General features: G+C 71.0%; 19 protein-coding genes. 10 read left to right on the forward strand and 9 right to left on the reverse strand.

Going from position 1 to position 24,117, the window contains the following annotated elements:
• Window positions 1-44: 44 nt before the first annotated feature.
• The gene (locus BV453_RS13625) at window positions 45-2,486 is read right to left on the reverse strand and encodes a DNA topoisomerase (ATP-hydrolyzing) subunit A (protein WP_025103575.1); all 2,442 of its coding nucleotides are present in this window, start codon (window positions 2,484-2,486) and stop codon (window positions 45-47) included.
• A gap of 44 nt (window positions 2,487-2,530) precedes the next feature.
• Here BV453_RS13625 and BV453_RS13630 point away from each other — a divergent pair, with 44 nt between their 5' ends.
• Window positions 2,531-3,652 (forward strand): alkaline phosphatase family protein, encoded by a 1,122-nt coding sequence (locus BV453_RS13630; RefSeq protein WP_249521840.1) that lies wholly within the window; start codon window positions 2,531-2,533, stop codon window positions 3,650-3,652.
• Window positions 3,653-3,667: 15 nt separating this feature from the next.
• Here BV453_RS13630 and sepH read toward each other — a convergent pair whose 3' ends face one another.
• Complete coding sequence (gene sepH / locus BV453_RS13635; RefSeq protein WP_249521841.1) at window positions 3,668-4,717, reverse strand: septation protein SepH; 1,050 nt, start codon at window positions 4,715-4,717, stop codon at window positions 3,668-3,670.
• 199 nt (window positions 4,718-4,916) lie between these two features.
• Between sepH and BV453_RS13640 the strand changes: the two genes are divergently transcribed.
• Window positions 4,917-5,210 carry a DUF4193 domain-containing protein gene (locus BV453_RS13640; protein WP_025103572.1) on the forward strand — a complete coding sequence of 98 codons (294 nt, stop codon included), beginning with the start codon at window positions 4,917-4,919 and terminating at the stop codon, window positions 5,208-5,210.
• Between the two features lie 74 nt (window positions 5,211-5,284).
• On the opposite strand, the gene BV453_RS13645 is transcribed toward BV453_RS13640, so the two are convergent.
• On the reverse strand, window positions 5,285-5,749 hold the full coding sequence (locus tag BV453_RS13645) for a DUF3093 domain-containing protein (protein ID WP_025103571.1): 465 nt from the start codon (window positions 5,747-5,749) through the stop codon (window positions 5,285-5,287).
• 12 nt (window positions 5,750-5,761) lie between these two features.
• On the opposite strand from BV453_RS13645, the gene dut reads away from it, so the two are divergent.
• The 5 genes from dut (at window position 5,762) to dxs (ending at window position 12,631) form a co-directional block, all read left to right on the forward strand.
• Window positions 5,762-6,232 carry a dUTP diphosphatase gene (dut, locus tag BV453_RS13650; RefSeq protein ID WP_126893121.1) on the forward strand — a complete coding sequence of 157 codons (471 nt, stop codon included), beginning with the start codon at window positions 5,762-5,764 and terminating at the stop codon, window positions 6,230-6,232.
• Window positions 6,229-6,816, forward strand: a complete 588-nt coding sequence (locus tag BV453_RS13655) for a DUF3710 domain-containing protein (RefSeq protein ID WP_025103569.1) — start codon at window positions 6,229-6,231, stop codon at window positions 6,814-6,816. Before dut ends, BV453_RS13655 begins: the two co-directional genes overlap by 4 nt.
• Window positions 6,813-7,547, forward strand: coding sequence for a DUF3159 domain-containing protein (locus BV453_RS13660; RefSeq protein WP_025103568.1), 735 nt, complete (start codon window positions 6,813-6,815; stop codon window positions 7,545-7,547). The genes BV453_RS13655 and BV453_RS13660 overlap by 4 nt, the downstream gene beginning before the upstream one ends.
• Before the next feature lie 108 nt (window positions 7,548-7,655).
• Entirely contained in the window at window positions 7,656-10,535 is a 2,880-nt protein-coding gene (locus BV453_RS13665) for an aconitate hydratase (protein ID WP_249521842.1), read from the forward strand.
• A gap of 155 nt (window positions 10,536-10,690) precedes the next feature.
• Window positions 10,691-12,631, forward strand: a complete 1,941-nt coding sequence (dxs, locus tag BV453_RS13670) for a 1-deoxy-D-xylulose-5-phosphate synthase (protein ID WP_249521843.1) — start codon at window positions 10,691-10,693, stop codon at window positions 12,629-12,631.
• 28 nt (window positions 12,632-12,659) lie between these two features.
• Here dxs and BV453_RS13675 read toward each other — a convergent pair whose 3' ends face one another.
• Both BV453_RS13675 and BV453_RS13680 read right to left on the reverse strand, forming a co-directional pair.
• Window positions 12,660-14,102: a glycerol-3-phosphate dehydrogenase/oxidase gene (locus BV453_RS13675; protein WP_249521844.1), complete on the reverse strand. Its 1,443-nt coding sequence runs from the start codon at window positions 14,100-14,102 to the stop codon at window positions 12,660-12,662.
• A complete protein-coding gene (locus BV453_RS13680) occupies window positions 14,099-14,707 on the reverse strand; it encodes a TetR/AcrR family transcriptional regulator (protein ID WP_025103564.1) in 609 nt (202 codons plus the stop codon). Before BV453_RS13680 ends, BV453_RS13675 begins: the two co-directional genes overlap by 4 nt.
• A gap of 20 nt (window positions 14,708-14,727) precedes the next feature.
• Between BV453_RS13680 and BV453_RS13685 the strand changes: the two genes are divergently transcribed.
• From BV453_RS13685 to BV453_RS13695, 3 genes are read left to right on the forward strand one after another with little or no spacing between them, the layout of a single operon-like run.
• Window positions 14,728-16,359 carry an FAD-binding oxidoreductase gene (locus BV453_RS13685; RefSeq protein ID WP_238695584.1) on the forward strand — a complete coding sequence of 544 codons (1,632 nt, stop codon included), beginning with the start codon at window positions 14,728-14,730 and terminating at the stop codon, window positions 16,357-16,359.
• 1 nt (window position 16,360) lies between these two features.
• The gene (locus BV453_RS13690; protein ID WP_249521845.1) at window positions 16,361-17,275 is read left to right on the forward strand and encodes a YegS/Rv2252/BmrU family lipid kinase; all 915 of its coding nucleotides are present in this window, start codon (window positions 16,361-16,363) and stop codon (window positions 17,273-17,275) included.
• On the forward strand, window positions 17,265-18,929 hold the full coding sequence (locus tag BV453_RS13695; protein WP_249521846.1) for a GMC oxidoreductase: 1,665 nt from the start codon (window positions 17,265-17,267) through the stop codon (window positions 18,927-18,929). The genes BV453_RS13690 and BV453_RS13695 overlap by 11 nt, the downstream gene beginning before the upstream one ends.
• Here the strand turns inward: BV453_RS13695 and BV453_RS13700 are convergent, their stop codons facing one another.
• The 4 genes from BV453_RS13700 to BV453_RS13715 form a co-directional block, all read right to left on the reverse strand.
• Window positions 18,930-21,071, reverse strand: coding sequence for a 3-hydroxyacyl-CoA dehydrogenase NAD-binding domain-containing protein (locus tag BV453_RS13700; RefSeq protein WP_249521847.1), 2,142 nt, complete (start codon window positions 21,069-21,071; stop codon window positions 18,930-18,932). It lies immediately after the preceding gene.
• Entirely contained in the window at window positions 21,068-22,273 is a 1,206-nt protein-coding gene (locus tag BV453_RS13705) for a thiolase family protein (protein WP_249521848.1), read from the reverse strand. Before BV453_RS13705 ends, BV453_RS13700 begins: the two co-directional genes overlap by 4 nt.
• A 73-nt stretch (window positions 22,274-22,346) precedes the next feature.
• Window positions 22,347-23,540 carry an HRDC domain-containing protein gene (locus tag BV453_RS13710; RefSeq protein ID WP_249521849.1) on the reverse strand — a complete coding sequence of 398 codons (1,194 nt, stop codon included), beginning with the start codon at window positions 23,538-23,540 and terminating at the stop codon, window positions 22,347-22,349.
• Entirely contained in the window at window positions 23,533-24,114 is a 582-nt protein-coding gene (locus tag BV453_RS13715) for a DUF3000 domain-containing protein (RefSeq protein WP_025103557.1), read from the reverse strand. The genes BV453_RS13710 and BV453_RS13715 overlap by 8 nt, the downstream gene beginning before the upstream one ends.
• Window positions 24,115-24,117 lie beyond the last annotated feature (3 nt).

The following is a 24,117-nucleotide window of genomic DNA, read 5'->3' on the forward strand; positions in this document are numbered from 1 at the left end:
GAAGGGGACCCGGCGCGGCCGGGTCCCCTTCTTCGTGGAACGGATCAGACGAGCGTGCGGCCGATGCTGCCGATGACGCCGTCGATCGGCTGACCGGAGGCGTCGCGTCGTGCCCCCACGTCCGGCAGCTTGCGCACCGCGCCGGTGGGGTCGACGGCCAGAGCCGGGTTCGGGCCGACCCAGGCGACGGTGAGGCGGTCCTCGCCCTTCAGGAAGGCGTGGGCGCGGACGCCGCCGGTCGCGCGGCCCTTCGACGGGTATTCCGTGAAGGCCGAGACCTTCGCGCGGCCGGGATCGGTGCCGGGCAGGATGCTCTCCGCGCCCGACACCGTGGCGACGACGGCATCGGTGTCCGGGCGGACGGCGCCGAAGAAGAGGACGGAGGCGCCCGAGCCGAGCTTGATGCCCGCCATGCCGCCGGCCGGCGCGCCCTGGGGGCGGACCGTCGAGGCCGAGAACCGCAGCAGCTGCGCATCCGTCGTCAGGAACACGAGGTCGGCGTCATCCGCCGCGTCGGCCACACCGACCACGGAGTCTCCGGTCTTGAGGCCGATGACCTCCAGGTCGGGCCGCACGGGCAGGGTCGACGGCACGATGCGCTTCACGATGCCCTGGGCGGTGCCGAGCGCGACGGGGGTCTCGCTGTCGAAACGGACGAACCCGAGGATGCGCTCACTCTTGGTCGTGATCCCCAGGTAGTCGCGAAGCGGAGTCCCCGCGGCGAGCTGCACCGAGGTGCCCGGCACCGAGGGCAGGTCCACGGGGGAGAAGCGGACGACGCGTCCCGTGCTGGTGAGCGCCCCGACCTCGCCGCGGACCGTCGTCTCGACCGTCGCGAGGATGGCATCGTGCTTGCTCCGCCGGGCCGGAGCCGTCAACTCCTGTCCTTCGCCGAGGTCCACGCGCACGGCGCGGCCCGTCGTCGAGAGGACGACGGTGGTCGGCGCGTCGGCGATCTGCAGGTCGACGGCGCCCTTCGTCGCACGGGGCTTCGGCGGGGCCGCGTTCATCAGCAGGGTGCGCCGCGGCGTCCCGTACGCCTCGGCCACGGCGTCCAGCTCCCGGGCGACGGCCGCGCGCAGCAGGGCCGGGCTGGCGAGCAGCTCGCGCAGCGACGCGATCTCCGCGAGGAGGGCGTCGCGTTCCGCCTCGAGCTCGATGCGCGAGAACTTGGTCAGACGTCGCAGCCGCAGCTCGAGGATGTACTCGGCCTGCGGCTCGCTGAGGTCGAACACGGACCGGAGCCGGGTGCGGGCCTGCTCGGTGTCGTCCGACGACCGGATGACCTGGATGACCTCGTCGATGTCGAGGATCGCGATGAGCAGACCCTCCACCAGGTGCAGGCGCTCCTCCCGGCGGGCGAGACGGTACCGGCTGCGGCGGGTGATGACCTCGATGCGGTGGCCGACGTAGACGCTGAGCATCTCCTTGAGCCCGAGGGTGCGGGGCTGGCCGTCGACGAGGGCGACGTTGTTGATGCTGAAGGAGTCCTCCAGCGGGGTGAGCCGGTAGAGCTGCTCCAGCACGGCGTTCGGATCGAAACCGGTCTTGATCCCGATGGCGACGCGGAGGCCGTGGTTGCGGTCGGTGAGATCGGTGACGTCGCTGATGCCCTGCAGCTTCTTCGCCTGCACCGCGTCGCGGATCTTCTCGATGAGACGCTCCGGACCGACCATGTAGGGCAGCTCCGACACGATGATGCCCGTGCGCCGGGGGCCCAGCGGCTCGATCGACGTCCGCCCGCGGACCTTGAGGGCACCGCGCCCGGTCGTGTAGGCGTCCTTGACGCCGTCGAGCCCCATGAGGATCCCGCCCGACGGGAAGTCGGGACCGGGGACGTACTCCATGAGGTCCTCGGTGGTGGCGTCCGGGTTCTCGAGCAGGTGGGTCGCCGCGGCGACGACCTCGATGAGGTTGTGCGGCGCCATGTTGGTCGCCATGCCCACCGCGATGCCGCTGGCACCGTTGACGAGCAGGTTGGGGAACGCCGCGGGCAGCACGGCCGGCTGCTGGAACTGGCCGTCGTAGTTCGGGATGAAGTCGACGACGTCCTCGTCGAGGTTCTCGGTGAGCGAGAGCGCGGGGGCGGCGAGACGCGCCTCGGTGTACCGCGCGGCGGCGGGGCCGTCGTCGAGGGATCCGAAGTTGCCGTGACCGTCGACGAGCGGCACCCGGAGGGCCCACTCCTGCGCGAGGCGGACGAGCGCGTCATAGATCGCCGAGTCGCCATGGGGGTGCAGCTTTCCCATGACCTCGCCGACGACGCGGGCGCTCTTCACATGGCCGCGGTCCGGGCGCAGACCCATCTCGGCCATCTGGAACAGGATGCGGCGCTGCACCGGCTTGAGGCCGTCTCTGGCGTCCGGGAGTGCCCGCGAATAGATGACGGAGTACGCGTACTCCAGGAAGGAGCCCTGCATCTCGTGAGAGAGATCGATGTCCTGGATGCGTTCCTCGACAGGCTCGGGCGGCGGGGTTTTCGGCATGGACTTCCTGAGGGCGTACGGGAGCCTGTGTCAGACTGGCTCGGATGTCCTTCATGCTACCGTCCGCGCCGCCGGGCGCCCGGAGCGTCGTCGGGGTGGCGGACGACCTGTGCGCCGCTCTCCGCGGCGAATCCGCCACGCTGCCGCGCGTCGATTCGGCCGTGCTCGTGGTGATCGACGGCCTCGGGGCGATCAGCCTCCGCGGGCACGCCGGTCACGCCCGCTCGCTCACCGCGACGATGACGAAGAAGGACGTCGCGCAGACGGTCTTCCCGACGACGACGGCGGCCGCCCTCACGAGTCTCACCACCGGGGTCTGGCCGGGGGAGCACGGTCTCGTCGGCTATCGCGTCCGAGACCCGGAGCGGGATGTCCTCGTGAATCAGCTCAGCGGGTGGGAGACGGACGGTCTGGACCCGCTCACCTGGCAGGCCGCCCCCACGGTGTTCGAGCGCATGGCGGCGACGGGCCGGCCGGTCTTCGCCGTGGGGCTGGCGGCGTACGCGCACAGCGGCTTCACACGTGCGACCCTCCGCGGCGCGACATTCGTCGCCGCGGCGACGCCGGAGGAACGGGTCGAGGCCTCCTACGCCCTGGCCGCGGAGAATCCGGGCTCCCTCGTCTACTGCTACCTGCCCGAGGTCGACAAGGCGGGGCACAAGCACGGGGTGGACTCCGCGGAATGGGTCACCGCGCTGGAGCGGATCGACGGCGCGCTCTCGGTCCACGTCCCGCCGCGCGTGGGCGTGGTGGTGACCTCGGATCACGGCATGGTCGACGTACCGTCCCATCGGCAGGTCGTGCTCGAGGAGGAGCATCTCGTCGGCATCCGGCACGTCGGGGGCGAGCCCCGCATGCTGCACCTGTACCGGGAGCCGGACTCCGACACCGCGGTGCTGGCTACGCGTCTGCGCCGCGATCTGGAGGGGGTGGCCGAGGTCGCCACCCGGGAGGAGGCGCTGCGGGCCGGTCTCTTCGGCCCCGTCGTCAGCGACGACGCCCGGTCCCGGATCGGTGACGTGCTGATCGCCGCCACGGGTGTGCGCGCTCTCTACGACGGCACGGCCGAGGACCAGCGCAACCGCGGCATGATCGGGCAGCACGGCGCACTCACCCCGGAGGAGACCAGGGTGCCGTTCCTGCGGCTCGGCGCCTTCGCCTCCTGACGCGAGCGACCGCGGTCATTCGTCGGTGCGTGCTCCGAAGACGATCTCGTCCCACGACGGCATGGCGTTGCGGCGCCGCCGACGGCCGCCGCTGTCGCCGGCGTCGTTCGAGGACGGCTGACGAGGCGTGGGTTCCGGGGCCGCGGGCTCGTCGTCCGGCTCCTCCAATGCGGCGAAGAGGGCGATCGGATCGGTGTCGTCCTGAACGTCCTCGATCTCGTGCTCGATCGGCGCCGCCTCGCGCTGGCCGCGGCGACGGCGCAGGGCCTCGAGGAGATCGGCGGTCTCGGGGCTCGTCGAGGCGGCGTCGGGGGCGCGGTTGATCGCGGCGTCCTCGACCGCCGGCGCCGAGCGCTCGGGCTGCGCCGGCTCCTCTGCCTCGGCCGCGGGAGCCGGGACGAGGCGCGGTCCGAAGGCGCCGGAGTCGAAGCGGCTGTCGTCCTTGTAGGGCGAGGCGGCGCGGTCGGCCTCCACAGCTCGCAGTCGCGGGATCAGGCCCTCCGGCAGGGACCCCTGTCGCGAGAGCTGCGTGGCGTCGGCGTTCAGCGGCGAGAGGGCGCTCCGCCGAGGGTCGAAGCTCCAGCGCGCGTCGTGCTCGACGTCGTTGGCGGAGAACTCCAGCTTGATGATCCAGCCGGACTCCTCCTTCCAGCTCGCCCAGCGCTCGGACGACGCGCCCACCTCGGCCAGCTTGGCGCGCACCGCGGCGCCGAACGTCGGCTGCGCGTCGGGCTCGACCTCGCTGCCGATGAGGACGGGGACGGCGAGCGCCTGCCCGATGATGTGCTCCCGCTCGGCGAGGACGGGACCCTCGAAGCGTGCGACGTCGTCGACGCTGATCCCGAGGAGCTCCGCGACCTCGGCTGCGGTGAGACCGGCGCGGATCTGGGCCTGGATGTCCCGCGGACTCGCGGCGAGCTTCTGCGCCGCCGGCTCGGCCTGGCGGGTCGCGCGGCGGATCTCCCGCTGCAGCACGGCGTCGATGGGCAGCGCGAACCGCTCGCCCGCCTCGGTCGCGAGGACGAGCACTCCTGCTTCTGTGCCGACGATGGTGACGTTTTCCATGCGAATGCCCCTCTGATGGGTGTGCGTTCATGGTGTCATGGGAGACGCGTCGGGAGAGGGAATACGGCGGGCGTGCCGTGAGTTTGCCCTGTCGCATGGGAGGGCATTTGCGAAACGCCCGCCGGTCATGCAAACTATGGCCGCCGATTACCCGACGGCGCACCCGCCCACTCGCACCATGAAAGTGGAGATTCACCGCATGGCAACCGATTACGACGCTCCCCGAAAGAGTGAAGACGACTCCGAGTCGATCGAAGCCCTCAAGGAGCGTGTGCCGGACAAGCTGTCCGGCACGACCGGAGACGAGGACTCCGACAACCCGTCGAACTTCGATCTCCCGGGCGCGGACCTCTCCGATCTCGAGCTGGATGTCGTCGTGCTGCCCGCGCAGCAGGACGAGTTCACCTGCATGAGCTGCTTCCTCGTGAAGCACCGCTCGCAGCTCGACCACGAGGGACCCGATGGCCCCATCTGCAAGGAGTGCGCTGCCTGAGCAGCCCTCTGCGCGACGCCTCACGCGCCCCCGACCATCCGGTCAGGGGCGCGCTGTCGTTTCTCCGGGGGCGGTCAGCCCCGCGCCGCGCGGATGGCCGCGGCGAGCCGATCGGGCGTCCTGGTCGAGATCGTCCACGCGATGACGGGGTCTGCCTCGTCGATGTTCGGCACCACGACGACACCGTCGATGCCGCCGCGGATGAGGTGCCACCCGCGAGCCGGGAGCTCCGGTCCTCGTGCGGCCCGTGCCTCGTCGCCGGTCAGCGCCACCGGCTCGCCGAGGTGGCGCACGTCGATGTGGGCGGGTCCGGCGCGGAGCACGCCGTCCTGCACCGAGACGACCGGAGCCAGGGCGATGGCCGCCACCACGAGCAGCGCGGACACCGCTCCGCCGAGCAGCAGCGCGAAGGTCGAGCCGACCGGCACGAAGATCAGGGACACCATCGGTCCCGCCAGGGCGATCGTGACCAGCAGCCACAGGCTGGGGGCCAGGCGTTCGTGGTAGCGGGGACGTGCGTCCGTTGCGGGGTTCTGCATTAGCCTCATGGGGTGACCGATTCCGTTGATGTCCCCATTATCGCCGCAGCGGTCCCCGGCTATGCGCATCCGGGTGACGCCGGAGCCGATCTCGTCGCCGCCGAGGCCGTGCGGCTGGAGCCGGGGGAGCGCGCTCTCGTCCCCACGGGCGTGCGCATCGCGCTGCCGGACGGCTATGCGGCCTTCGTGGTGCCCCGCAGCGGTCTCGCGGCGAAGCACGGCATCTCGATCGTGAACTCTCCCGGCACCGTCGACGCCGGCTACCGGGGCGAGATCAAGGTCAGTCTGATCAACACGGACATCCACAGCGCGTACGATGTCGCCGTCGGCGATCGCATCGCACAGCTCATCGTGATGCCCGTCGCCCGTGCCCGGTTCCTCCCGGTCGACGAGCTGCCGGACAGCGTTCGCGGCGCCGGCGGATTCGGCTCGACCGGCTACCAGGCACAGACCCCCGAGAACGAAGCAGGACAGGCGAAATGACCGACAGCAACGAGACTCCTTCCAAGTCGGCGCCGGAGAACCGCGCCACCGAGGGCCCGTTCGACGACTCCGAGGCGAACCCCGTCCGCCCGTACATCGACCTCGGCGGGATCAAGATCCTGCCGCGCGAGGGGCTGAACCTGCGGCTCGAGGTGGAGGAGCAGAGCAAGCGCATCGTGGCGGTCGGGCTCGACTACGCCGAGTCGTCGCTCCAGGTGCAGCCGTTCGCGGCTCCGCGCAGCGGCGGTCTGTGGGACGAGACGCGCGTCCAGCTGCGCGACCAGGTCAAGGCGCAGGGCGGTCGCGTCGAGGAGCGGGAGGGGCCGCTCGGCAAGGAGCTGCTCGCGGAGGTGCCCGCGACCGCCAGTGAAGGCTCCGGCCTGCGCCTCGCGCGCTTCATCGGCATCGACGGGCCCCGCTGGTTCCTGCGTGGTGTGATCGGCGGCGCGGCGGCGTCCGACCCGGAGGCGGCGGCGAAGGTCGAGGACCTCTTCCGCTCGATCGTCGTCGTCCGCGGGGGAGCGCCCATGCCGCCGCGCGACCTCATCCCGCTGAAGATGCCGGCGACGCCGGGCTCCGCGTGACCACGCCGGACGCCGAGGAGCCGCGCACGCAGAGCGCGTCGGAGATCCTCGGAGCAGCACTCGGCGGCGCCGCGCGCAAGGCCGGGCTCGACCCGTCCGAGAGCGCGAGCACGCACAAGGTCGTCTGGTCCGCCATGGGCGGCTGGCGCGGGATCCTCGAGTCGGTGCTCCCGAGCCTCGCGTTCGTGATCCTGTTCACCCTTCGGCCTGAGCCCCTGCTGCTGCCCCTCGGAGTGTCCGTCGGTCTGGCCGCCGTGTTCACCGTCGTCCGGCTGGTGCAGAAGTCTCCGCCGTCGGCCGCCCTCGGCGGACTGATCGCGGCCGTGGCCGCCGCCGGTCTGGCCCTGTGGACGGGCCGCGGCGAGGACAACTTCGTCCCCGGCCTCATCACGAACGCGGTCTACGGGTCGGCGATCCTCGTCTCGGCGCTCATCGGCTGGTCCGTCATCGGTCTCGCGGTCGGCTTCCTCATGGGGGAGGGAACCGCCTGGCGTGCGGACCGTCGCAAGCGGCGGGCCTTCTTCTGGTTGGGCATCGCCTGGGCCGCGCTGTTCTTCGCCCGACTGATCGTGCAGTTCCCGCTGTACCTGGCCGGCGACGTCACCGCTCTCGGAACCCTCAAGCTCGTGATGGGACTGCCGTTGTTCGCGCCCCTGATCGCGGTGACCTGGCTGGTGGTCCGTGCGCTCTATCCCCGCGCGTCGTCGCACGACGACCCCGCGGCGGCGTGATAGATTTATCTCGACATCAAGATAAATCACGGGCTTTCGCCGGTGACCAGCGCGGAGCAGACTGGTTAGGTCCCCCTTGCTAGCCGCGCGGCCGCACCGGCGAGCAAGATGGAGGCGCCTGTCGCTCCCATCCGAATAGAAGGAGACGGATTCGTGTCCACGGTGAACAGCTTCGGTGCCAAGAGCACCCTGACGGTCGGCAGCACCGACTACGAGATCTTCCGCATCGACACGGTGCCCGGTTTCGACAAGCTCCCCTTCAGCCTCAAGGTCCTCCTGGAGAACCTGCTTCGCACCGAGGACGGCGCGAACGTCACGAAGGCGCAGATCGAGGCGCTCGGGTCGTGGGACGCCAACGCGGAGCCCAACACGGAGATCCAGTTCACGCCGGCGCGCGTGGTCATGCAGGACTTCACCGGCGTGCCCTGCATCGTCGACCTCGCCACGATGCGTGAGGCCGTCACGGCGCTCGGCGGCGACCCGAACAAGATCAACCCGCTCTCGCCGGCCGAGATGGTCATCGACCACTCCGTCATCGCCGACCTCTTCGGCACCGAGAACGCCCTCGAGCGCAACGTCGAGATCGAGTACGAGCGCAACGGCGAGCGGTACCAGTTCCTCCGCTGGGGCCAGACCGCGTTCCAGGACTTCAAGGTCGTTCCCCCCGGCACCGGCATCGTCCACCAGGTGAACATCGAGCACCTGGCGAAGGTCATCTACCACCGCACCAACGGCGGCGTCCTCCAGGCCTACCCCGACACCTGTGTCGGCACCGACTCGCACACCACGATGGTCAACGGACTGGGCGTGCTCGGCTGGGGCGTCGGCGGCATCGAGGCCGAGGCCGCGATGCTCGGCCAGCCCGTGTCGATGCTCATCCCGCGCGTCGTCGGCTTCAAGCTCTCGGGTGAGATCCCCGCCGGCGTGACCGCGACCGACGTGGTGCTGACCATCACCGACATGCTGCGCAAGCACGGCGTCGTCGGCAAGTTCGTCGAGTTCTACGGCGAGGGCGTCGCCTCGGTGCCGCTGGCCAACCGCGCGACGATCGGCAACATGTCGCCCGAGTTCGGCTCGACCGCCGCGATCTTCCCGATCGACGACGTCACCCTCGACTACCTGCGCCTCACCGGCCGCAGCGAGGAGGCCGTCGCGCTCGTCGAGGCCTACGCCAAGGAGCAGAAGCTCTGGCACGACGCCTCCCACGAGCCGGTCTTCAGCGAGTACATGGAGCTCGACCTCGGCACGGTCGTCCCGTCCATCGCCGGCCCGAAGCGCCCGCAGGACCGCATCCTCCTCTCCGAGGCGAAGACGCAGTTCGAGCAGGACATCCTGAACTACGCCACGGCGTCGACCAGCGACGACATCGTCGACCTCGAGTCCAAGCACTCCTTCCCGGCGTCCGACCCCGGTCAGGTCCCCGGCGAGGAGGAGCCGACCACGCGTCCCGTGCACATCAGCAGCGGCGCGCCGGCGAACGTGTCGAACCCGGTCCCGGTCACGACTCCCGAGGGCGAGAAGTACATCCTCGACAACGGCGCCGTCACCCTGGCGGCCATCACGTCGTGCACCAACACGTCCAACCCGTCGGTGATGATCGCCGCCGGCCTCCTCGCCCGCAAGGCGCGGGAGAAGGGCCTCAAGCAGAAGCCGTGGGTGAAGACCACGCTCGGCCCCGGCTCGAAGGTCGTCACCGACTACTACGAGAAGTCGGGTCTGGACAAGGACCTCGAGGGCCTCGGCTTCTACACGGTCGGCTACGGCTGCACCATCTGCATCGGAAACTCCGGGCCGCTCATCGAAGAGGTCTCCGAGGCGATCAACTCGCACGACCTCGCGGTCACGGCCGTCCTCTCGGGCAACCGCAACTTCGAGGGCCGCATCAGCCCGGACGTGAAGATGAACTACCTGGCCAGCCCGCCGCTGGTCATCGCGTACGCCCTCGCCGGCTCGATGCACTTCGACTTCGAGACCGACGCGCTCGGCAAGGACGCGGACGGCAACGACGTGTTCCTCAAGGACATCTGGCCCTCGCCGGACGAGGTCCAGGAGATCGTCGACTCGTCGATCTCGCGCGACCAGTTCATCAAGCAGTACGCCACCGTGTTCGACGGTGACGAGCGCTGGCGCAACCTGCCCACGCCGGACGACGACACGTTCCAGTGGGACGAGAACTCGACGTACGTGCGCAAGGCCCCGTACTTCGACGGCATGACGATGGAGCTCACCCCGGTGAAGGACATCGAAGGTGCGCGCGTCATGGCGACGCTCGGCGACTCGGTCACCACCGACCACATCTCGCCGGCCGGCAACATCAAGCCGGGCACCCCCGCGGCCCAGTACCTCACGGAGCACGGCGTCGACCGCAAGGACTTCAACTCCTTCGGCTCGCGCCGCGGGAACCACGAGGTCATGATCCGCGGTACCTTCGCGAACATCCGCCTGAAGAACCTCATGGTCTCGGCCGTGAACGACGGACAGGTCGTCGAGGGCGGCTACACCCGCGACTTCACGCAGCCGGGCGGCCCGCAGTCGTACATCTACGACGCGTGCATGAACTACGCCGAGCAGGGCACCCCGCTCGTCGTCTTCGGCGGCAAGGAGTACGGCTCCGGCTCGTCCCGCGACTGGGCGGCCAAGGGCACGAGCCTCCTGGGCGTCAAGGCCGTGATCACGGAGAGCTTCGAGCGCATCCACCGCTCCAACCTCATCGGCATGGGCGTCGTCCCGCTGCAGTTCCCCGCAGGCGAGAGCTGGGAGTCGCTGGGTCTCGACGGCACCGAGATCGTCTCGATCACGGGACTCGAGGAGCTCAACAACGGCGTCACCCCGAAGACGGTCAAGGTCACCGCCACCCCGAGCGAGCACTCGCCCGAGGGCAAGCAGACCGTCGAGTTCGACGCGGTCGTCCGCATCGACACCCCCGGTGAGGCGGACTACTACCGCAACGGCGGCATCCTGCAGTACGTGCTGCGCTCGCTCGTCTGAGCCTCGACGACGAAGGGGCTCGTGTCTACGGACACGGGCCCCTTCGGCGTGTCAAGGGTCTCTCGCCCTCGGGGGATTCCCGGCTCCGAGCGGTAGGATCGGGAAGACGTCCGCACCCGTTCGGACGCTCTGTCGAGGCCTGTGAGGAGGCGCAGATGCCCATTCTTCCGAGCATCTCTGGACCGCGCGATCTTGATCGGCTCTCGCCGGAGCAACTGGAAGACCTCGCTGCGGAGATCCGGGCTTTCCTCGTCGAGAACGTCTCGCAGACGGGTGGGCACCTCGGTCCCAACCTCGGTGTCGTGGAGCTCACGATCGCTCTGCACCGTGTGTTCTCCTCGCCGGACGACCCCTTCATCTTCGACACCGGCCACCAGTCCTATGTCCACAAGATCCTCACCGGCCGCCAGGACTTCTCGAAGCTGCGCGTCCGGGAGGGGCTCGCGGGCTACCCGCAGCGTGCGGAGAGCCCGCACGACGTCGTCGAGTCCTCTCACGCCTCCAGCTCGCTGAGCTGGGCCGACGGCGTGTCCCGAGCGCTCACCGCCACCGGCCGCGCGGACCGACACGTCGTCGCGGTCGTCGGCGACGGCGCGCTGACCGGCGGCATGACGTGGGAGGCGCTGAACAACATCTCCGACGACAACGACCGCAACCTCGTGATCGTCGTCAACGACAACGGCCGCTCCTACGCGCCGACCATCGGCGGCATGTCCCGCTTCCTGAACCGGGTCCGCACCGCGGCGGCGTACAAGGATCTCCACCACAAGTCCGATCGCCTCTTCCGCGCGTTCGGGCCGGTGGGTCGAGCGGTGTTCCGTGGGGTGCGCGGCGGCACCCACGGATTCCTCTCGCGGTTCACCAACAACGAGGCCCTGTACTCCAACCTCGACATCAAGTACCTCGGTCCCGTCGACGGCCACGATCTTCCGGCGCTGCTGGAGACCCTGGAGCTGGCGAAGTCCTACGGCGCACCCGTCATCGTGCACGCGATCACCGAGAAGGGCCGCGGGTATCAGCCGGCCCGCGACGATGAGGCCGACCAGTTCCACGCGGTCGGCAAGATCGACCCGACGACGGGGGAGACGCTGTCCTCGGGCGGCCGCGGGTGGACCGACGTCTTCTCCGACGCCCTCGTGAAGGTCGGCGAGCGCCGCTCGGACGTGATCGCCATCACCGCGGCGATGCTCCGGCCCACCGGCCTCGCCCCCTTCGCGGAGCGCTTCCCCGACCGTGTCTACGACGTCGGCATCGCCGAGCAGCACGCGGTGGCCTCGGCCGCCGGACTCGCGTACGGCGGCCTGCACCCGGTCGTCGCCGTGTACGCCACGTTCATGGGACGGGCGTTCGACCAGGTGCTCATGGACGTCGCGCTGCACCGCGCGGGCGTGACCTTCGTGCTCGATCGGGCCGGCGTCACGGGTCCCGACGGCCCGAGTCACCACGGCATGTGGGATCTGGCCATGCTGCAGATCATCCCGCACATCCGCATCGCGGCGCCCCGTGACGGTGCGCGTCTGACCGAGGCGCTGGACGAAGCGGTCGCCGTCGAGGACGCTCCGACCGTCATCCGCTTCCCGAAGGGCGACGTCTCGGCCGATCTGCCGGCGCTCGAGCGCCTCGCGGACGGCGTGGACGTGCTGGCGCGCGGCGAGGGCGAAGACGTCCTCATCGTCGCCATCGGCCCGTTCGCCGCTCTGGCTCTCGACGTGGCCGACCGGCTGCGCGCCCAGGGCATCGGCGCCACCGTGATCGACCCGCGGTGGGCGATCCCGGTGCAGCCCTCGGTGGTCGAGCTGGCGGCGCGGCATCGCCTGGTGATCACGCTGGAGGACGGCATCCGCGTGGGTGGCATCGGCACCCGCGTGCGGCAGGTGCTCCGCGAGGCGGGGATCGACACGGCGGTGGACGAGCTGGGCCTTCCCGACGAGTTCATCGATCACGCGTCGCGCGATCAGATCCTCGCCGACGCCGGTCTCACCGCCTCGAAGATCGCCCAGGACGTCGTGGCGCAGGTGCTGGGCACCCGCATCCCGAAGGCCCGCCACGCCGGTGAGACCGGCGCGATCGAGCTCCCGCTCCACGAGCGTCACTGACGGAGGATCCCCCGGCGTCCGCTGCCCGTCAGGGCAGGTCGGCGAGGGTCTCGGCGACGATCCGCTCCACCGCCGGAAGGGCTCGGGCGCGGTCGTCGGAGACGAGCCCGATCCGCGTGCGGCGGTCGAGCACATCGGCTGCGGTCATCGCGCCTTGCGAACGCACAGCGTGCTCGACGGCGGCGCGGGAGAGTGCGCCGCCCTCGACGACATCGCCCGGTGCGGAATCGTCGATCAGGCGCAGGGTCGCGGTGCCACTGGGGCCGGCACGGAGGCCGTACTGCCGCACCGCCAGGTCCACGGCGTCCTCGGCCATCCGCCGGTAGGTCGTCAGCTTGCCGCCGAGAACGGAGATCACCCCCGAGGCGGAGGCGCGCGCGAGATGCCGACGGGAGACGTCTGCGGTCTCGGCCGCTCCGGTGTCGACGAGCGGACGGAGGCCGGCGAAGGCTCCGCGGACGCGGTCCCGCGCCACCGGCACCGCGAGCAGGCGGTTCAGTGTCTCCAGGAGGAAGCCGATCTCGGCCTCGGTGGGCTCGGCGACGGAGGGGATGGGACCCGGCGCGTCGACATCGGTGAGACCGACGAGGACACGCCCGCCGCGCTGTGGCAGGGCGAACACGTAGCGGCTGACAGAACCTTCCAGCGGGATGGTCAGCGCCGCGGCCGGATCGCCGAGATCCGCGGCGTCCAGGACGATGTGGGTGCCGCGGCTCGGGCGCAGGGTGAGGCCGTCGTCGAGGGTCGCCGCCCACACCCCGGTGGCGTTGATGACCGTCCGCGCCCGGATATTGATGCGTTCCCCGGTGAGCGTGTCCGTCGCTGCAGCGCCGTCCGCGTGCAGCCGCTCGGCGCGGACCCTGGTGAGGATCCGCGCGCCGAGACCGGCCGCCGTACGCGCGACCGCGACGACGAGGGCGGCGTCATCGGACAGCTGGCCGTCGTACGTGACCATGCCGCCGCGCAGTCCGCGGGGGTTCAGGGCGGGGAACAGGCGCAGTGCCCTCGCGGTCCCGACGGGATGCGGCCCGGGGAGGGTCTTCGCGCTCGTGCGCGCCTGCAGCCGGAGGAGGTCGCCCATGGCCATCCCCGCCGCCCCGGCCCCCCGCTGGCGGCCGCTCACGCCGGGGGCGAACGGGAGCAGCTGTCCGAGCGGACGGATGAGGTGGGGCGCGATCACCGACATCAGGAGATGCCGCTCCCGCGCACTCTCGCGCGCCGTCGCCACGTCGCCCGTCGCGAGGTACCGCAGGCCGCCGTGGACGAGCTTCGAGCTGAACCGGCTCGTCCCGAAGGCGAGGTCCTCCGCCTCGATGAGGGTCACCCGGAGACCGCGCGACGCGGCGTCCAGGGCAACGCCCGTCCCGGTGATCCCGCCGCCGACCACGAGGACGTCGCAGGTGCCGTCTGCCGCCGCGGCGAGATCGCTTCGGCGGCGGGCCGCGTGGAGGGCGGTCGGGGCGGGGGTCATGGCCGGAGGTGGCCGTCCAGCGCGGCGCGGAGCTCGCGTTCCCACGCCTTCTCGTCGATGAGGTCGGCCACCGTGCCGTGCGACAGCACGGCGGACTGGGCGATCAGGAGCAGCATGACGGCGATCTCGCCGGGGTCACCCGCGCGAACCGAGCCCTGGGCCTGCGCCGCCGCGATCGCGTCGGCGAGCCACTGGAGGATGAGCCGCTGGCTGGACCCCACCCGGTGCAGGGTGTAGCGCGTGAACGCCTCGGGTTCCTCGTCGAGGAGGTGGCCGTACACGGGGTCGGCCCGGAACAGGGAGGTGAACCGCAGCACGTCCGCGACGAGCGCGTCCCGGGAGCCGGTCGTCGCGGGGAACCGGCTGAGGAGGTCGGCGACCCGCCGGAGGAGCGCGGATCGGACGACGTCGTCGGCATCCCGCCACGTCCGGTAGATGGTGGGCCGGCTGAGACCGGAACGACGCGCGAGGGCGGCGATCGTCACCCCGTGGACGCCGGCGCGGACGAGCAGCTCGTCGGCGGCGTCGAGCACCCGGCGTTGCGTGGCGTCCCAGGTCGGCGCGAGGATCTCCGAGCGCACGGCGAGCGGTTGACGTTCTTCCATGATGTGTCACACTGTAACCCATGGAGCAGGCGAACGGCAGAGGGGCCGACAGGCCCGAGATGCGCTGGAACGGCTGGGGCGATCCGGACCGGGCGAAAGACCTTCCGCTCGCGGTGCGCGGCCTGCTGCCCCTGCTGCTGGGTCGTGTTCCCCGTCCGCCCCGTGCGCCGGCGCTGGATGACGTGCGGGTGCGGCCCTCGCGACTGACCGCGGATGATCGCGACGCGCTGGCGGCGGTGGTCGGCCCCGATGCGGTGGACGTCACGACGTCGGTGCGCCTCCGGCACGCCGGAGGACGCTCCACCCCCGACCTTCTGCGACGACGGCATCCCGAGCAGGATGCGCCCGACGCCGTGGCGTTCCCTGCGGACCACGACGCCGTGCGCGCCTGCCTCGCTCTGGCGGGGGAGCGCGGGATCGCCGTCATCCCGTTCGGCGGAGGAACGAGCGTGGTCGGTGCGCTGGATCCGGAGACCGGCCGGCATCGTGCCGTCGTCAGCCTGGACCTGCGTCGACTCTCCGGGCTGCTCCACCTCGACCCGCTCAGTGGTCAGGCGACTCTCGCGGCGGGCACGACGGGACCGGAGGCCGAAGCGCTGCTCGGCGCCCAGGGGTTCGAGCTCGGGCACTTCCCGCAGAGCTTCCGGTACGCCACGATCGGCGGTTTCGCCGCTGCCCGATCCTCCGGACAGAACTCCGCGGGCAACGGGCGTTTCGATGCGATGGTGACGGGGATCCGGGTCGCGACGCCCACGGGGGACCTCGACCTCGGCCGCGCACCGGGATCGGCTGCCGGCCCCGACCTCGTCCGCCTCTTCCTGGGCTCTGAGGGGATCTTCGGCGTGATCACCGAGGTCCGGGTCCGGGTGCATCCGGTGCCGACGGACCGGATCTTCGAGTCGTGGACCTTCCCGGACTTCGACCGCGGCGCCGATGCGCTCCGGCGGGTGGTGCAGCACGGTGCGGGTCCCACGGTCATCCGCCTCTCCGACGAAGCCGAGACCGCGGTGAGCCTCGCCCAGGTCGGCCGGATCGGGAAGGCTCTCGCGAAGGGAGCCGGCGTCGTGACGGTGTTCGAGGGCGAGGACGCCTCCGGCCGCCGGGACCGGACCGCCGCGATCCTCGCTGCGGCAGGCGGCCGCAGTGCCGGCACCGGCGACGCGGAGGAGTGGGCGGCGGGACGATTCGACGGTCCGTACCTGCGCGACGCTCTGCTCGACGCCGGGGTGTTCTGCGAGACGCTGGAGACCGCGACGACCTGGTCGAACCTGCGCACTCTGAAGGAAGCGGTCGAGGCGGCCCTGCGGGACGGCTTCGACGCCGCGGATGCCCGCTCATACATCATGTGTCATGTCTCCCACGTGTATCCGACGGGCGCCTCCCTCTACTTCACGGTCCTCGCCGGGCTGCGACGGGACCCCCTCGGCGCGTGGGCGCTCGTGAAGGGGAAAGTGAACGACGCGATCCTCGCGAACGGCGGGACCATCAGCCACCATCACGCCGTGGGTCGCGATCACGCCCCGTGGCTCGCGGAGGAGATCGGGGACACCGGCATGCGGATCCTCACCGCCGTGAAGCGGGAGCTCGATCCCCGCGGCATCATGAACCCGGGCGCCGTCCTCGCCGATGTCCCGACCGGGACGACCGTCTGAGATGGGGCACATCGCGGTGCTGTCGAACCCGCTGTCCGGCAAGGGCCGCGGGCAGCGGGTCGCGGACGACGCGCTCGCTCACCTCCGACGGCGCGGGGCGGACGTGCGCGTGTACGCCGGGCGTTCGGCTGCCGACACGAGGCGGCTGGCCGCAGTGGCCCTGGACGCGGGACCGGACGGACTCGTCGTCGTGGGCGGCGACGGCACCCTCTCGGGCATCCTCGAGGTCGTGTGTGCGGCGGGTGTCCCGGTGACGGTGGTTCCCGCCGGGACCGGGAACGACCTGGCGCGCGCCCTCGGGCTGCCGCGCGCGGACGTGTCGGAGGCCGTGGAGCTCGCGCTGACCGGCGTGCCCCGTGCCATCGACATCGGCGAGGTGCGGACCGCGACGGGCACCTCGCTGTTCCTCACCGTGGCGGCGCTGGGGTTCGACGCCCGGGTGAGCGATCGCACCAACCGCCTCCGCTGGCCCTCCGGCGCGTTGCGGTACTACCTCGCGCTGCTGGTCGAGCTCGTCCGGCTGCGTCCGTTCGACTTCACGATCCGCGTCGATGACGGCCCGGAGACGGCGGCACCCGGCACGCTCGTCGCGGTCGGGAACACCGCGAGCTACGGCGGGGGGATGCCGGTGTGCATCGGCGCCGCCCCCGACGACGGCGTCCTCGACATCGTCGCCGTGGGTCCGCTCGGCCGCCTCCGCCTGGTGCGACTGTTCCCGCTCCTCCTGCGCGGGACGCACCTGGCGCGCCGGGAGGTGCGGCACGTCCGGGCCCGCACGGTCACCGTCGCCGCCCCGGGGCTCGTGGCCTACGCGGACGGTGAGCGTGTCGGTGAGGAGACCTGCACGATCTCGATCCGCGCGGGGGCACTGATCGTCATGACCCGGGCGGAGCGGAGGGACGCGCATGTTCGATGAGGACGTCGTCATCGTCGGTTCGGGCTTCGGCGGCTCCGTCGCGGCCCTCCGGCTCACGGAGAAGGGCTACCGCGTCCGCGTGTTCGAGGCCGGGCGGCGATTCGCCGACGAGGACTTCGCGAAGACCAGCTGGGACGTGCGTCGCTACCTCTGGGCCCCGGCGCTCGGGTGCTTCGGGGTGCAGCGCATCCATCGGCTTCCGCACGTCATGATCCTCGCCGGTGCGGGCGTGGGCGGGGGGTCGCTCAACTACGCCAACACGCTGTACGAACCGGGCGCGGCGTTCTTCGCCGACCCGCAGTGGGCATCGATCCGGGACTGGCGCACCGCGCTCGCCCCGCACTATGCCACAGCCCGGCGCATGCTCGGCGTGGTGGACCGCTATCCGCACGACGGACCGGTCGAGCGGATCATGGCCGGAGCCGCCGAGGACCTCGGGGTGGGCGCGACGTTCCGCCGCGCACCCGTGGGCGTGTGGTTCGGGGAACCGGGGAAGCGGGTCGCTGATCCGTTCTTCGGCGGGGAGGGCCCCGAGCGCACAGGCTGCACGCTCTGTGGGAACTGCATGGTCGGCTGCCGCGTCGGCGCGAAGAACACCCTCGTGAAGAACTACCTCGCCCTGGCCGAGCGCCGCGGGGCGGTCATCGAGCCGCTGCGCACCGTCACCGAGGTGCGCGAGCTGCCGGACGGCGGCTTCTCGGTCACGACACGACGCAGTGGTGCCTGGTTCCGGCGGCGTGAGCAGACCGTCATCGCGCGAGAGGTCGTGCTGGCGGCGGGGACCTGGGGCACCCAGCAGCTCCTCCATCGGATGAAGGCGTCGGGCGCGCTTCCGCGGATCTCCGACGCGGTGGGCCGGCTCACCCGGACGAACTCGGAGGCCTTGGACGGCGCCGTCGCCGTCCGGGTGCCGGAGCGGGTGGAGCTGGCGCGGGGCGTGGCGATCACCACCTCTTTCCACGTGGACGACCGCACCCATGTCGAGAACGTCCGCTACGGTCCGGGATCCAACCTCATGGGCGCTCTCGCCACCGTGCTGGTCCCCGGCGACCGCGCCCTGCCGGGCCGCCTCGCCGCACTCGCGGGGCAGGTGCTGCGCCGACCCGTGCAGGCCCTCCGCCTCGCCTCCCTCCGGCGCTGGAGCGAACGGGGGATCATCGCGCTCGTCATGCAGACCGCCGACAACTCGCTCACCCTGTCCCTGCGGCGTCGCCTCGGGCGGACGCGGCTCACGAGTGCCCAGGGGCATGGCGCGCCGAACCCCAGCCACCTGCCCGAGGCGCATCGCGCCGCCCGAGCCATCGCCGCGCGTCTGCAGCGTGAGGGCGGGGTGCCCACGGCGGCGCGCGGCTCCTGGCCCGAGGTCTTCGGGATCCCGCTCACCGCGCACTTCCTCGGGGGAGCGGTGATCTCCGGTGCACCGGAGGAGGGTGTCGTGGACGAGTATCAGCGCGTCTGGGGGCACCCCGGGCTGCACGTCGTCGACGGCGCCGCTGTGCCCGCGAATCCGGGGGTGAACCCGTCCCTGACCATCACCGCCCTCGCGGAGCACGCGCTGTCGCACTGGCCGCGCAACGGCGAGCCGGATACCCGTCCGACGCCGCGGACGACACAGGGGGCCACGCCCACGGCGCGACCCCCTGCGGAGAGCTGATCAGCGGTTCTGGATGCCGCGGATCTGCGGGGTGTGGAACGAGCCGCCGAATGCGCGCTCGGAGGCCCCCTCGCGGTCGAGGTACGGCGACGCCCCACCATCGATGAACGGCCAGCCGGCGCCGAGGATGAGGCACAGGTCGATGTCCTCGACCTCCGGCACCACGCCCTCGTCGAGCATCAGCTTGATCTCGGTCGCGAGACCGTCCTGCACGCGCTGCAGGATCGTGGCCGCCGACGCCGGGCTCTTGCCGACGGCGGGCGCCAGGACCTTCTCGGCCTGCTTCGTCCAGCCGACCACACGGCCGCCCTTGTCCTTCTCGACGACCTGGTCGAGCTCGGCCAGGGCGTGGAAGTTCTCGTTCGCGTAGAAGCGGTCCGGGAACGCGCGCACCATCGTGTCCTGCACGTGCGCGGCGACCTTCCAGCCGACGAGGTCGATGAGCTGGAAGGGGCCCATCGGCAGGCCGAGCGGCGCGAACGCCTTCTCGACGTCGGCGATCGGGGTGCCCTCGTAGACGGCGCGCGCCGCCTCGCCCATGACCTTTGCGAGCAGACGGTTCACCACGAAGCCCGGGGCGTCGGCGGTGAGCACCGCGTTCTTGCCGAGGTTCCTGGCGACGACGAACGCGGTCGACAGCGCGGTGTCCGCCGTCGCCGGCGTCTTCACGATCTCGATCAGCGGCATGACCGCGACCGGGTTGAAGAAGTGGAAGCCGACGAGCCGCTCCGGGTGGGCCAGCTTCGCGCCGATCTCCTCGACCGACAGCGACGAGGTGTTCGTGGCGAGCACCGCGTCCTCCGCGATGATCTTCTCGATCTCGCCGAAGACCTGCTGCTTGACGCCGACCTCTTCGAAGACCGCCTCGATGACGAAGTCGCAGTCCGCGTAGAGGGTCTTGTCGGTCGTGCCCGTGACGAGACCGCGCAGCTTGTTCGCGGTGTCCGCGTCCACGCGGCCCTTGGCCTCCAGCTTGCCGATCTCCTCGTGGATGTAGGCGACGCCCTTGTCGACGCGCGCCTGGTCGAGGTCGGTGATCAGCACGGGCACCTGGAGCTTGCGCACGAACAGCAGCGCGAACTGGCTGGCCATGAGACCCGCACCGATGATGCCGACCTTGGTGACCTTCTTCGCGAGCTCCTTGTCAGGGGCGCCGACCGGGCGCTTCGCGCGCTTCTGCACGAGGTCGAAGGCGTACATCGACGCGGCGAACTGATCGCCGGTCACCAGTTCCGCCAGGGCCTCGTCTTCGCGGGCGAAGCCCTCCGCCTTGGTGCCGCTCTTCGCCTTGTCGAGCAGCTCGAGAGCCGCGTACGGCGACTTCGGCACGGTGCCGATCTTGGACTCCAGCATGCCCCGCGCCATCTTGATGGCGATCGGCCACTTGGTGAGGCGCTCGATCTTGCCCGGCTCGTTCTTGCGCACGACCTTCGTGCCGCCGAGGACCGCGTCCGCCCAGGCGAGCGAGTTCTCGAGGTAGTTCGCCGCGGGGAAGATGGCGTCGAAGATGCCCAGGTCGAAGGCCTGCTGCGGCTTCAGCATGCGGTTCTGCTTGAGCGGGTTGGAGATGACCACCTCGAGGGCGTTCTCGATGCCGATGAGGTTCGGCAGGAGGTAGGCGCCGCCCCACCCGGGGATGATGCCGAGGAAGACCTCGGGCAGTGCCACGGCCGCGGCCGAGGCGTCGACCGTGCGGTACGTGGAGTTCAGGGCGATCTCCAGCCCGCCGCCGAGCGCCAGGCCGTTCACGAACGCGAACGACGGCACGCCGAGCTCGCTCAGCTTCCCGAGCACCTTGTGGCCGAGCTGGGCAATCAGCCGCGCGTTGTCACGCGAACCGACCTTGCTGATGTCGGAGAGGTCGGCGCCGGCGGCCATGATGTACTGCTTGCCGGTGATGCCGACCGCCTGGATCTCGCCGGCCGCCGCGCGGGCCCTGAGGCCGTCCAGCGTCGCGCCGAGTTCGGTGAGGGTGGCCGGACCCAGGGTGTTCGGACGGGTGTGGTCACGACCGTTGTCCAGCGTGATCAGGGCGAGGACCTTGCCCGATGCGAGGCGGATGTCGCGCACGGGGGAGTGCGTGACGACCTCTCCCTCGGTGAGCGCCTGGATGGGCGAGAAGTCGACGTCGTCGTAGCTCACTTCTTCTTCTTTCCGTCGTAGTGCGGGTTCTCCCAGATGACCGAGCCGCCCTGCCCGAGACCGACGCACATCGCCGTCAGGCCGTAGCGCACGTCGGGGCGCTCCGCGAACTGCGCCGCGAGCTGGATCATGAGCCGGACGCCGGAAGCGGCCAGCGGGTGGCCGACCGCGATCGCGCCGCCCCACGGATTCACCCGGGGGTCGTCGTCATCGATGCCGAAGTGATCGAGGAGGGAGATGACCTGGATGGCGAACGCCTCGTTGAGCTCGAACAGACCGATGTCGGAGATGTCGAGGCCGGCCTTCTTGAGCGCCTTCTCGGTCGACGGGATCGGGCCGATGCCCATGATCTCCGGCTGCACGCCGGCGAAGGCGAACGAGACCATCCGCATCTTCGGCGCGAGGCCGAGCTCCTTGACGGCGCTTCCGCCGGCGAGCAGCGACATCGTCGCGCCGTCGGTGAGCGGCGAAGACGTTCCGGCGGTGACGCGGCCGTGCGGACGGAACGGCGTCTTGAGGCCGGCGAGGTCCTCCATCGTGGTCTGCGGACGGCGGCCCTCGTCCTCGGTGGCCAGGCCCCAGGCCCCGTCGGCGCGCTTGATCGCGACCGGCACGAGATCCGGCTGGATCTTGCCGGCGTCATAGGCGGCCTGCACCTTCTGCTGGCTGCGCATGCCGTAGCGGTCGGAGCGCTCCTTGGTGAGGTGCGGGAAGCGGTCGAAGATGCGCTCCGCGGTGACGCCCATGTTGAGGGCTCCGGGGTCGACCATCTTCTCCGCCACGAAACGCGGGTTGGGGTCGGCGTTCGCGCCGATCGGGTGGTGCCCCATGTGCTCGACACCGCCCGCCAGGGCGAGGTCGTACATGCCCACGCCGATCGAGGCGCCCATGGTCGTCACGCTCGTCATCGCGCCGGCGCACATGCGCTCCACCGCGAGTCCGGGGACGGTCTGGGGGAGTCCGGCGAGGATCGCCACCGACCGCCCGAGGGTGAGCCCCTGGTCGCCGGTCTGGCTCGTCGCGGCGATGGCGACATCGTCGATGCGGTCCGCCGGTACGGCCGCGTTGCGCTCCATCAGGCCGATGGTCGCCTTCACGGCGAGGTCATCCGCGCGGGTGTTCCAGTACATGCCCTTTTCGCCGGCGCGCCCGAAGGGGGTGCGCACTCCATCGACGAAGAAGACGTCCGAGATCTCGGCCACTCTGCCTCCAAGTTAGTGCGGTGGCCTCAGTCTATGAACGGCCGGAAACCGGGAGGAATCGGTTGGATCGAACCTACGAAGCGGTCGCGGACGTGGTGTCCGGCGATTGCGCCGCCTCTACAAAGGCGTCGGCGATCTTCTGTGCAGTCTGTTCAACCTGCCAGGGGCGGGCTCCGAGCGCGGAGAGCGCGGCGCCGATCTTCTCCGCCGTCGTCCCAGGGCCGTCCCATGCGACCCGGCGCAGGTACTCGGGCGTGAGGAGGTTCTCGGTGGGCATGCCCAGCTCCTCCGCGACGGCCTCGACGGCGGGACGGGCGGCCTTCAGGCGGGCGTCCGCCTCCGGGTTGCGGTCGCCCCAGGCGCGGGGCGGCGGGAGCGCGTCGCTGGGCACACGCTCGCGCGGCAGCGTCTCGGCGGCACGGCCGTCGACGATCGCCTGCCACCACCGGTCGAGCTGGGTGCGGCTCGCGCGACCCTGGAACTCCTTGACTCCCGCGAGAGCCTGCTTGGAGGCGGGGTTGGCGAGGACCGCAGCGACGAGGGAGCGGTCGGGAACGAGGCGCCCGGGCGAGATGTCCTGCTGCTGCGCGTACATCTCGCGCGCCTCCCACAGGGCGCGGGCGACGGCGAGGTTGCGGGCGCCGCGCACCTGGTGGAGCCCGCTCAGCCGCCGCCAGGGGTCTTCGCGCGGGGCCTTCGGGGCGCGCGCCAGGGTGGCGGCGAACTCCTGCGCGGCGAACGCGGTCTTGCCCTGTTCTTCGAGCTCGGCGACGAGGGCGTCGCGGACGTCGACGAGGTGCAGCACGTCGAGCGCGGCATAGTCCAGCCAGGAGTCGGGCAGCGGACGGGTGGACCAGTCGGCCGCCGAGTGCTCCTTCTTCAGGGTGATGCCGAGCGTGTCCTCGACGACGGCGGCCAGACCCACCCGGTCGTGACCGAGCAGACGGGACGCCAGCTCGGTGTCGAAGATCTCCTTCGGCTCCAGGTGCAGCTCGCGCAGCGACGGGAGGTCCTGGCTGGCCGCGTGGAGCACCCACTCGACGTCGCCGATGGCCTCCTGCAGGGGAGCGAAGTCGCCGATCGCGGGCGGGTCGAACAGGAACACCCCGGCCTCGCGCCGGAACACCTGAACCAGATAGGCCCGCTGCGAGTAGCGGAAGCCGGACGCCCGCTCGACATCGACGGCGACCGGCCCGGTGCCTGCGGCGAGCGCAGCGCAGGCGGCACGGAACTCCTCGGTTTCGGAGATCACGGAGTATTCAGTCACGTACAGCCTTTCGCGCGCCGATCACGGCGATGCCCTCGGAACCCGGCGGAAGCCCCGCCAGCATTCCGACCAGCTCGGCCCATGCTTCGACGTGCGGTCGGAACGGGCCCTCCGGAGTCCAGGACGCCCGCAATTCTATCTGTGCGCCGTCGCCCTCGTCGGCGAGGCCCCCGAATCCCTTCGACAGCGTCTTCGTCGACGTGCCGGACGGGGAGTGGTAGATCGCGTCCCGGGAATCCAGCGCGTCCACGAGCCACGACCAGGTGACGTCGGCGAGCAGGGGGTCGGTGCCGATCTCGGTCTCGAGTGGCGCCTGGGCGAAGATCACGATGCGCCAGGCGCCGCCCCAGGCATCCGGCTCGTCCGGATCGTGCAGCAGGATGAACCGTCCGGTCCCGTACACGGAGTCGCCGTCCTCGCCCGGGCGGACGTCGGCGGACAGGGCGATCGCGAAGGGGGCCAGATTCTGGGGCGTGGGGATCTCACGGACCGCGATGTCGTCTCGGAACGCGGTCGCGCGCAGTTCGGCCACGGCGGCGTCGAAGGGCGTCCCGGCCTCGGGGTGTGCGGTCACGGC

Source organism: Microbacterium sp. ER1 (genome assembly GCF_023383675.1).
Classification (GTDB): Bacteria; Actinomycetota; Actinomycetes; order Actinomycetales; family Microbacteriaceae; genus Microbacterium.

Coding starts and splice junctions, on each gene's coding strand:
- BV453_RS13675 (WP_249521844.1), bottom strand. CDS start 14,102: ATGACCCCCGCCCCGACCGCCCTCCACGCGGCCCGCCGCCGAAGCGAT.
- BV453_RS13685 (WP_238695584.1), top strand. CDS start 14,728: ATGGAGCAGGCGAACGGCAGAGGGGCCGACAGGCCCGAGATGCGCTGG.
- sepH (WP_249521841.1), bottom strand. CDS start 4,717: ATGGAAAACGTCACCATCGTCGGCACAGAAGCAGGAGTGCTCGTCCTC.
- BV453_RS13640 (WP_025103572.1), top strand. CDS start 4,917: ATGGCAACCGATTACGACGCTCCCCGAAAGAGTGAAGACGACTCCGAG.
- BV453_RS13665 (WP_249521842.1), top strand. CDS start 7,656: ATGGAGGCGCCTGTCGCTCCCATCCGAATAGAAGGAGACGGATTCGTG.
- BV453_RS13655 (WP_025103569.1), top strand. CDS start 6,229: ATGACCGACAGCAACGAGACTCCTTCCAAGTCGGCGCCGGAGAACCGC.
- BV453_RS13695 (WP_249521846.1), top strand. CDS start 17,265: ATGTTCGATGAGGACGTCGTCATCGTCGGTTCGGGCTTCGGCGGCTCC.
- BV453_RS13630 (WP_249521840.1), top strand. CDS start 2,531: ATGTCCTTCATGCTACCGTCCGCGCCGCCGGGCGCCCGGAGCGTCGTC.
- BV453_RS13690 (WP_249521845.1), top strand. CDS start 16,361: ATGGGGCACATCGCGGTGCTGTCGAACCCGCTGTCCGGCAAGGGCCGC.
- BV453_RS13625 (WP_025103575.1), bottom strand. CDS start 2,486: ATGCCGAAAACCCCGCCGCCCGAGCCTGTCGAGGAACGCATCCAGGAC.
- dxs (WP_249521843.1), top strand. CDS start 10,691: ATGCCCATTCTTCCGAGCATCTCTGGACCGCGCGATCTTGATCGGCTC.
- BV453_RS13645 (WP_025103571.1), bottom strand. CDS start 5,749: ATGCAGAACCCCGCAACGGACGCACGTCCCCGCTACCACGAACGCCTG.
- BV453_RS13680 (WP_025103564.1), bottom strand. CDS start 14,707: ATGGAAGAACGTCAACCGCTCGCCGTGCGCTCGGAGATCCTCGCGCCG.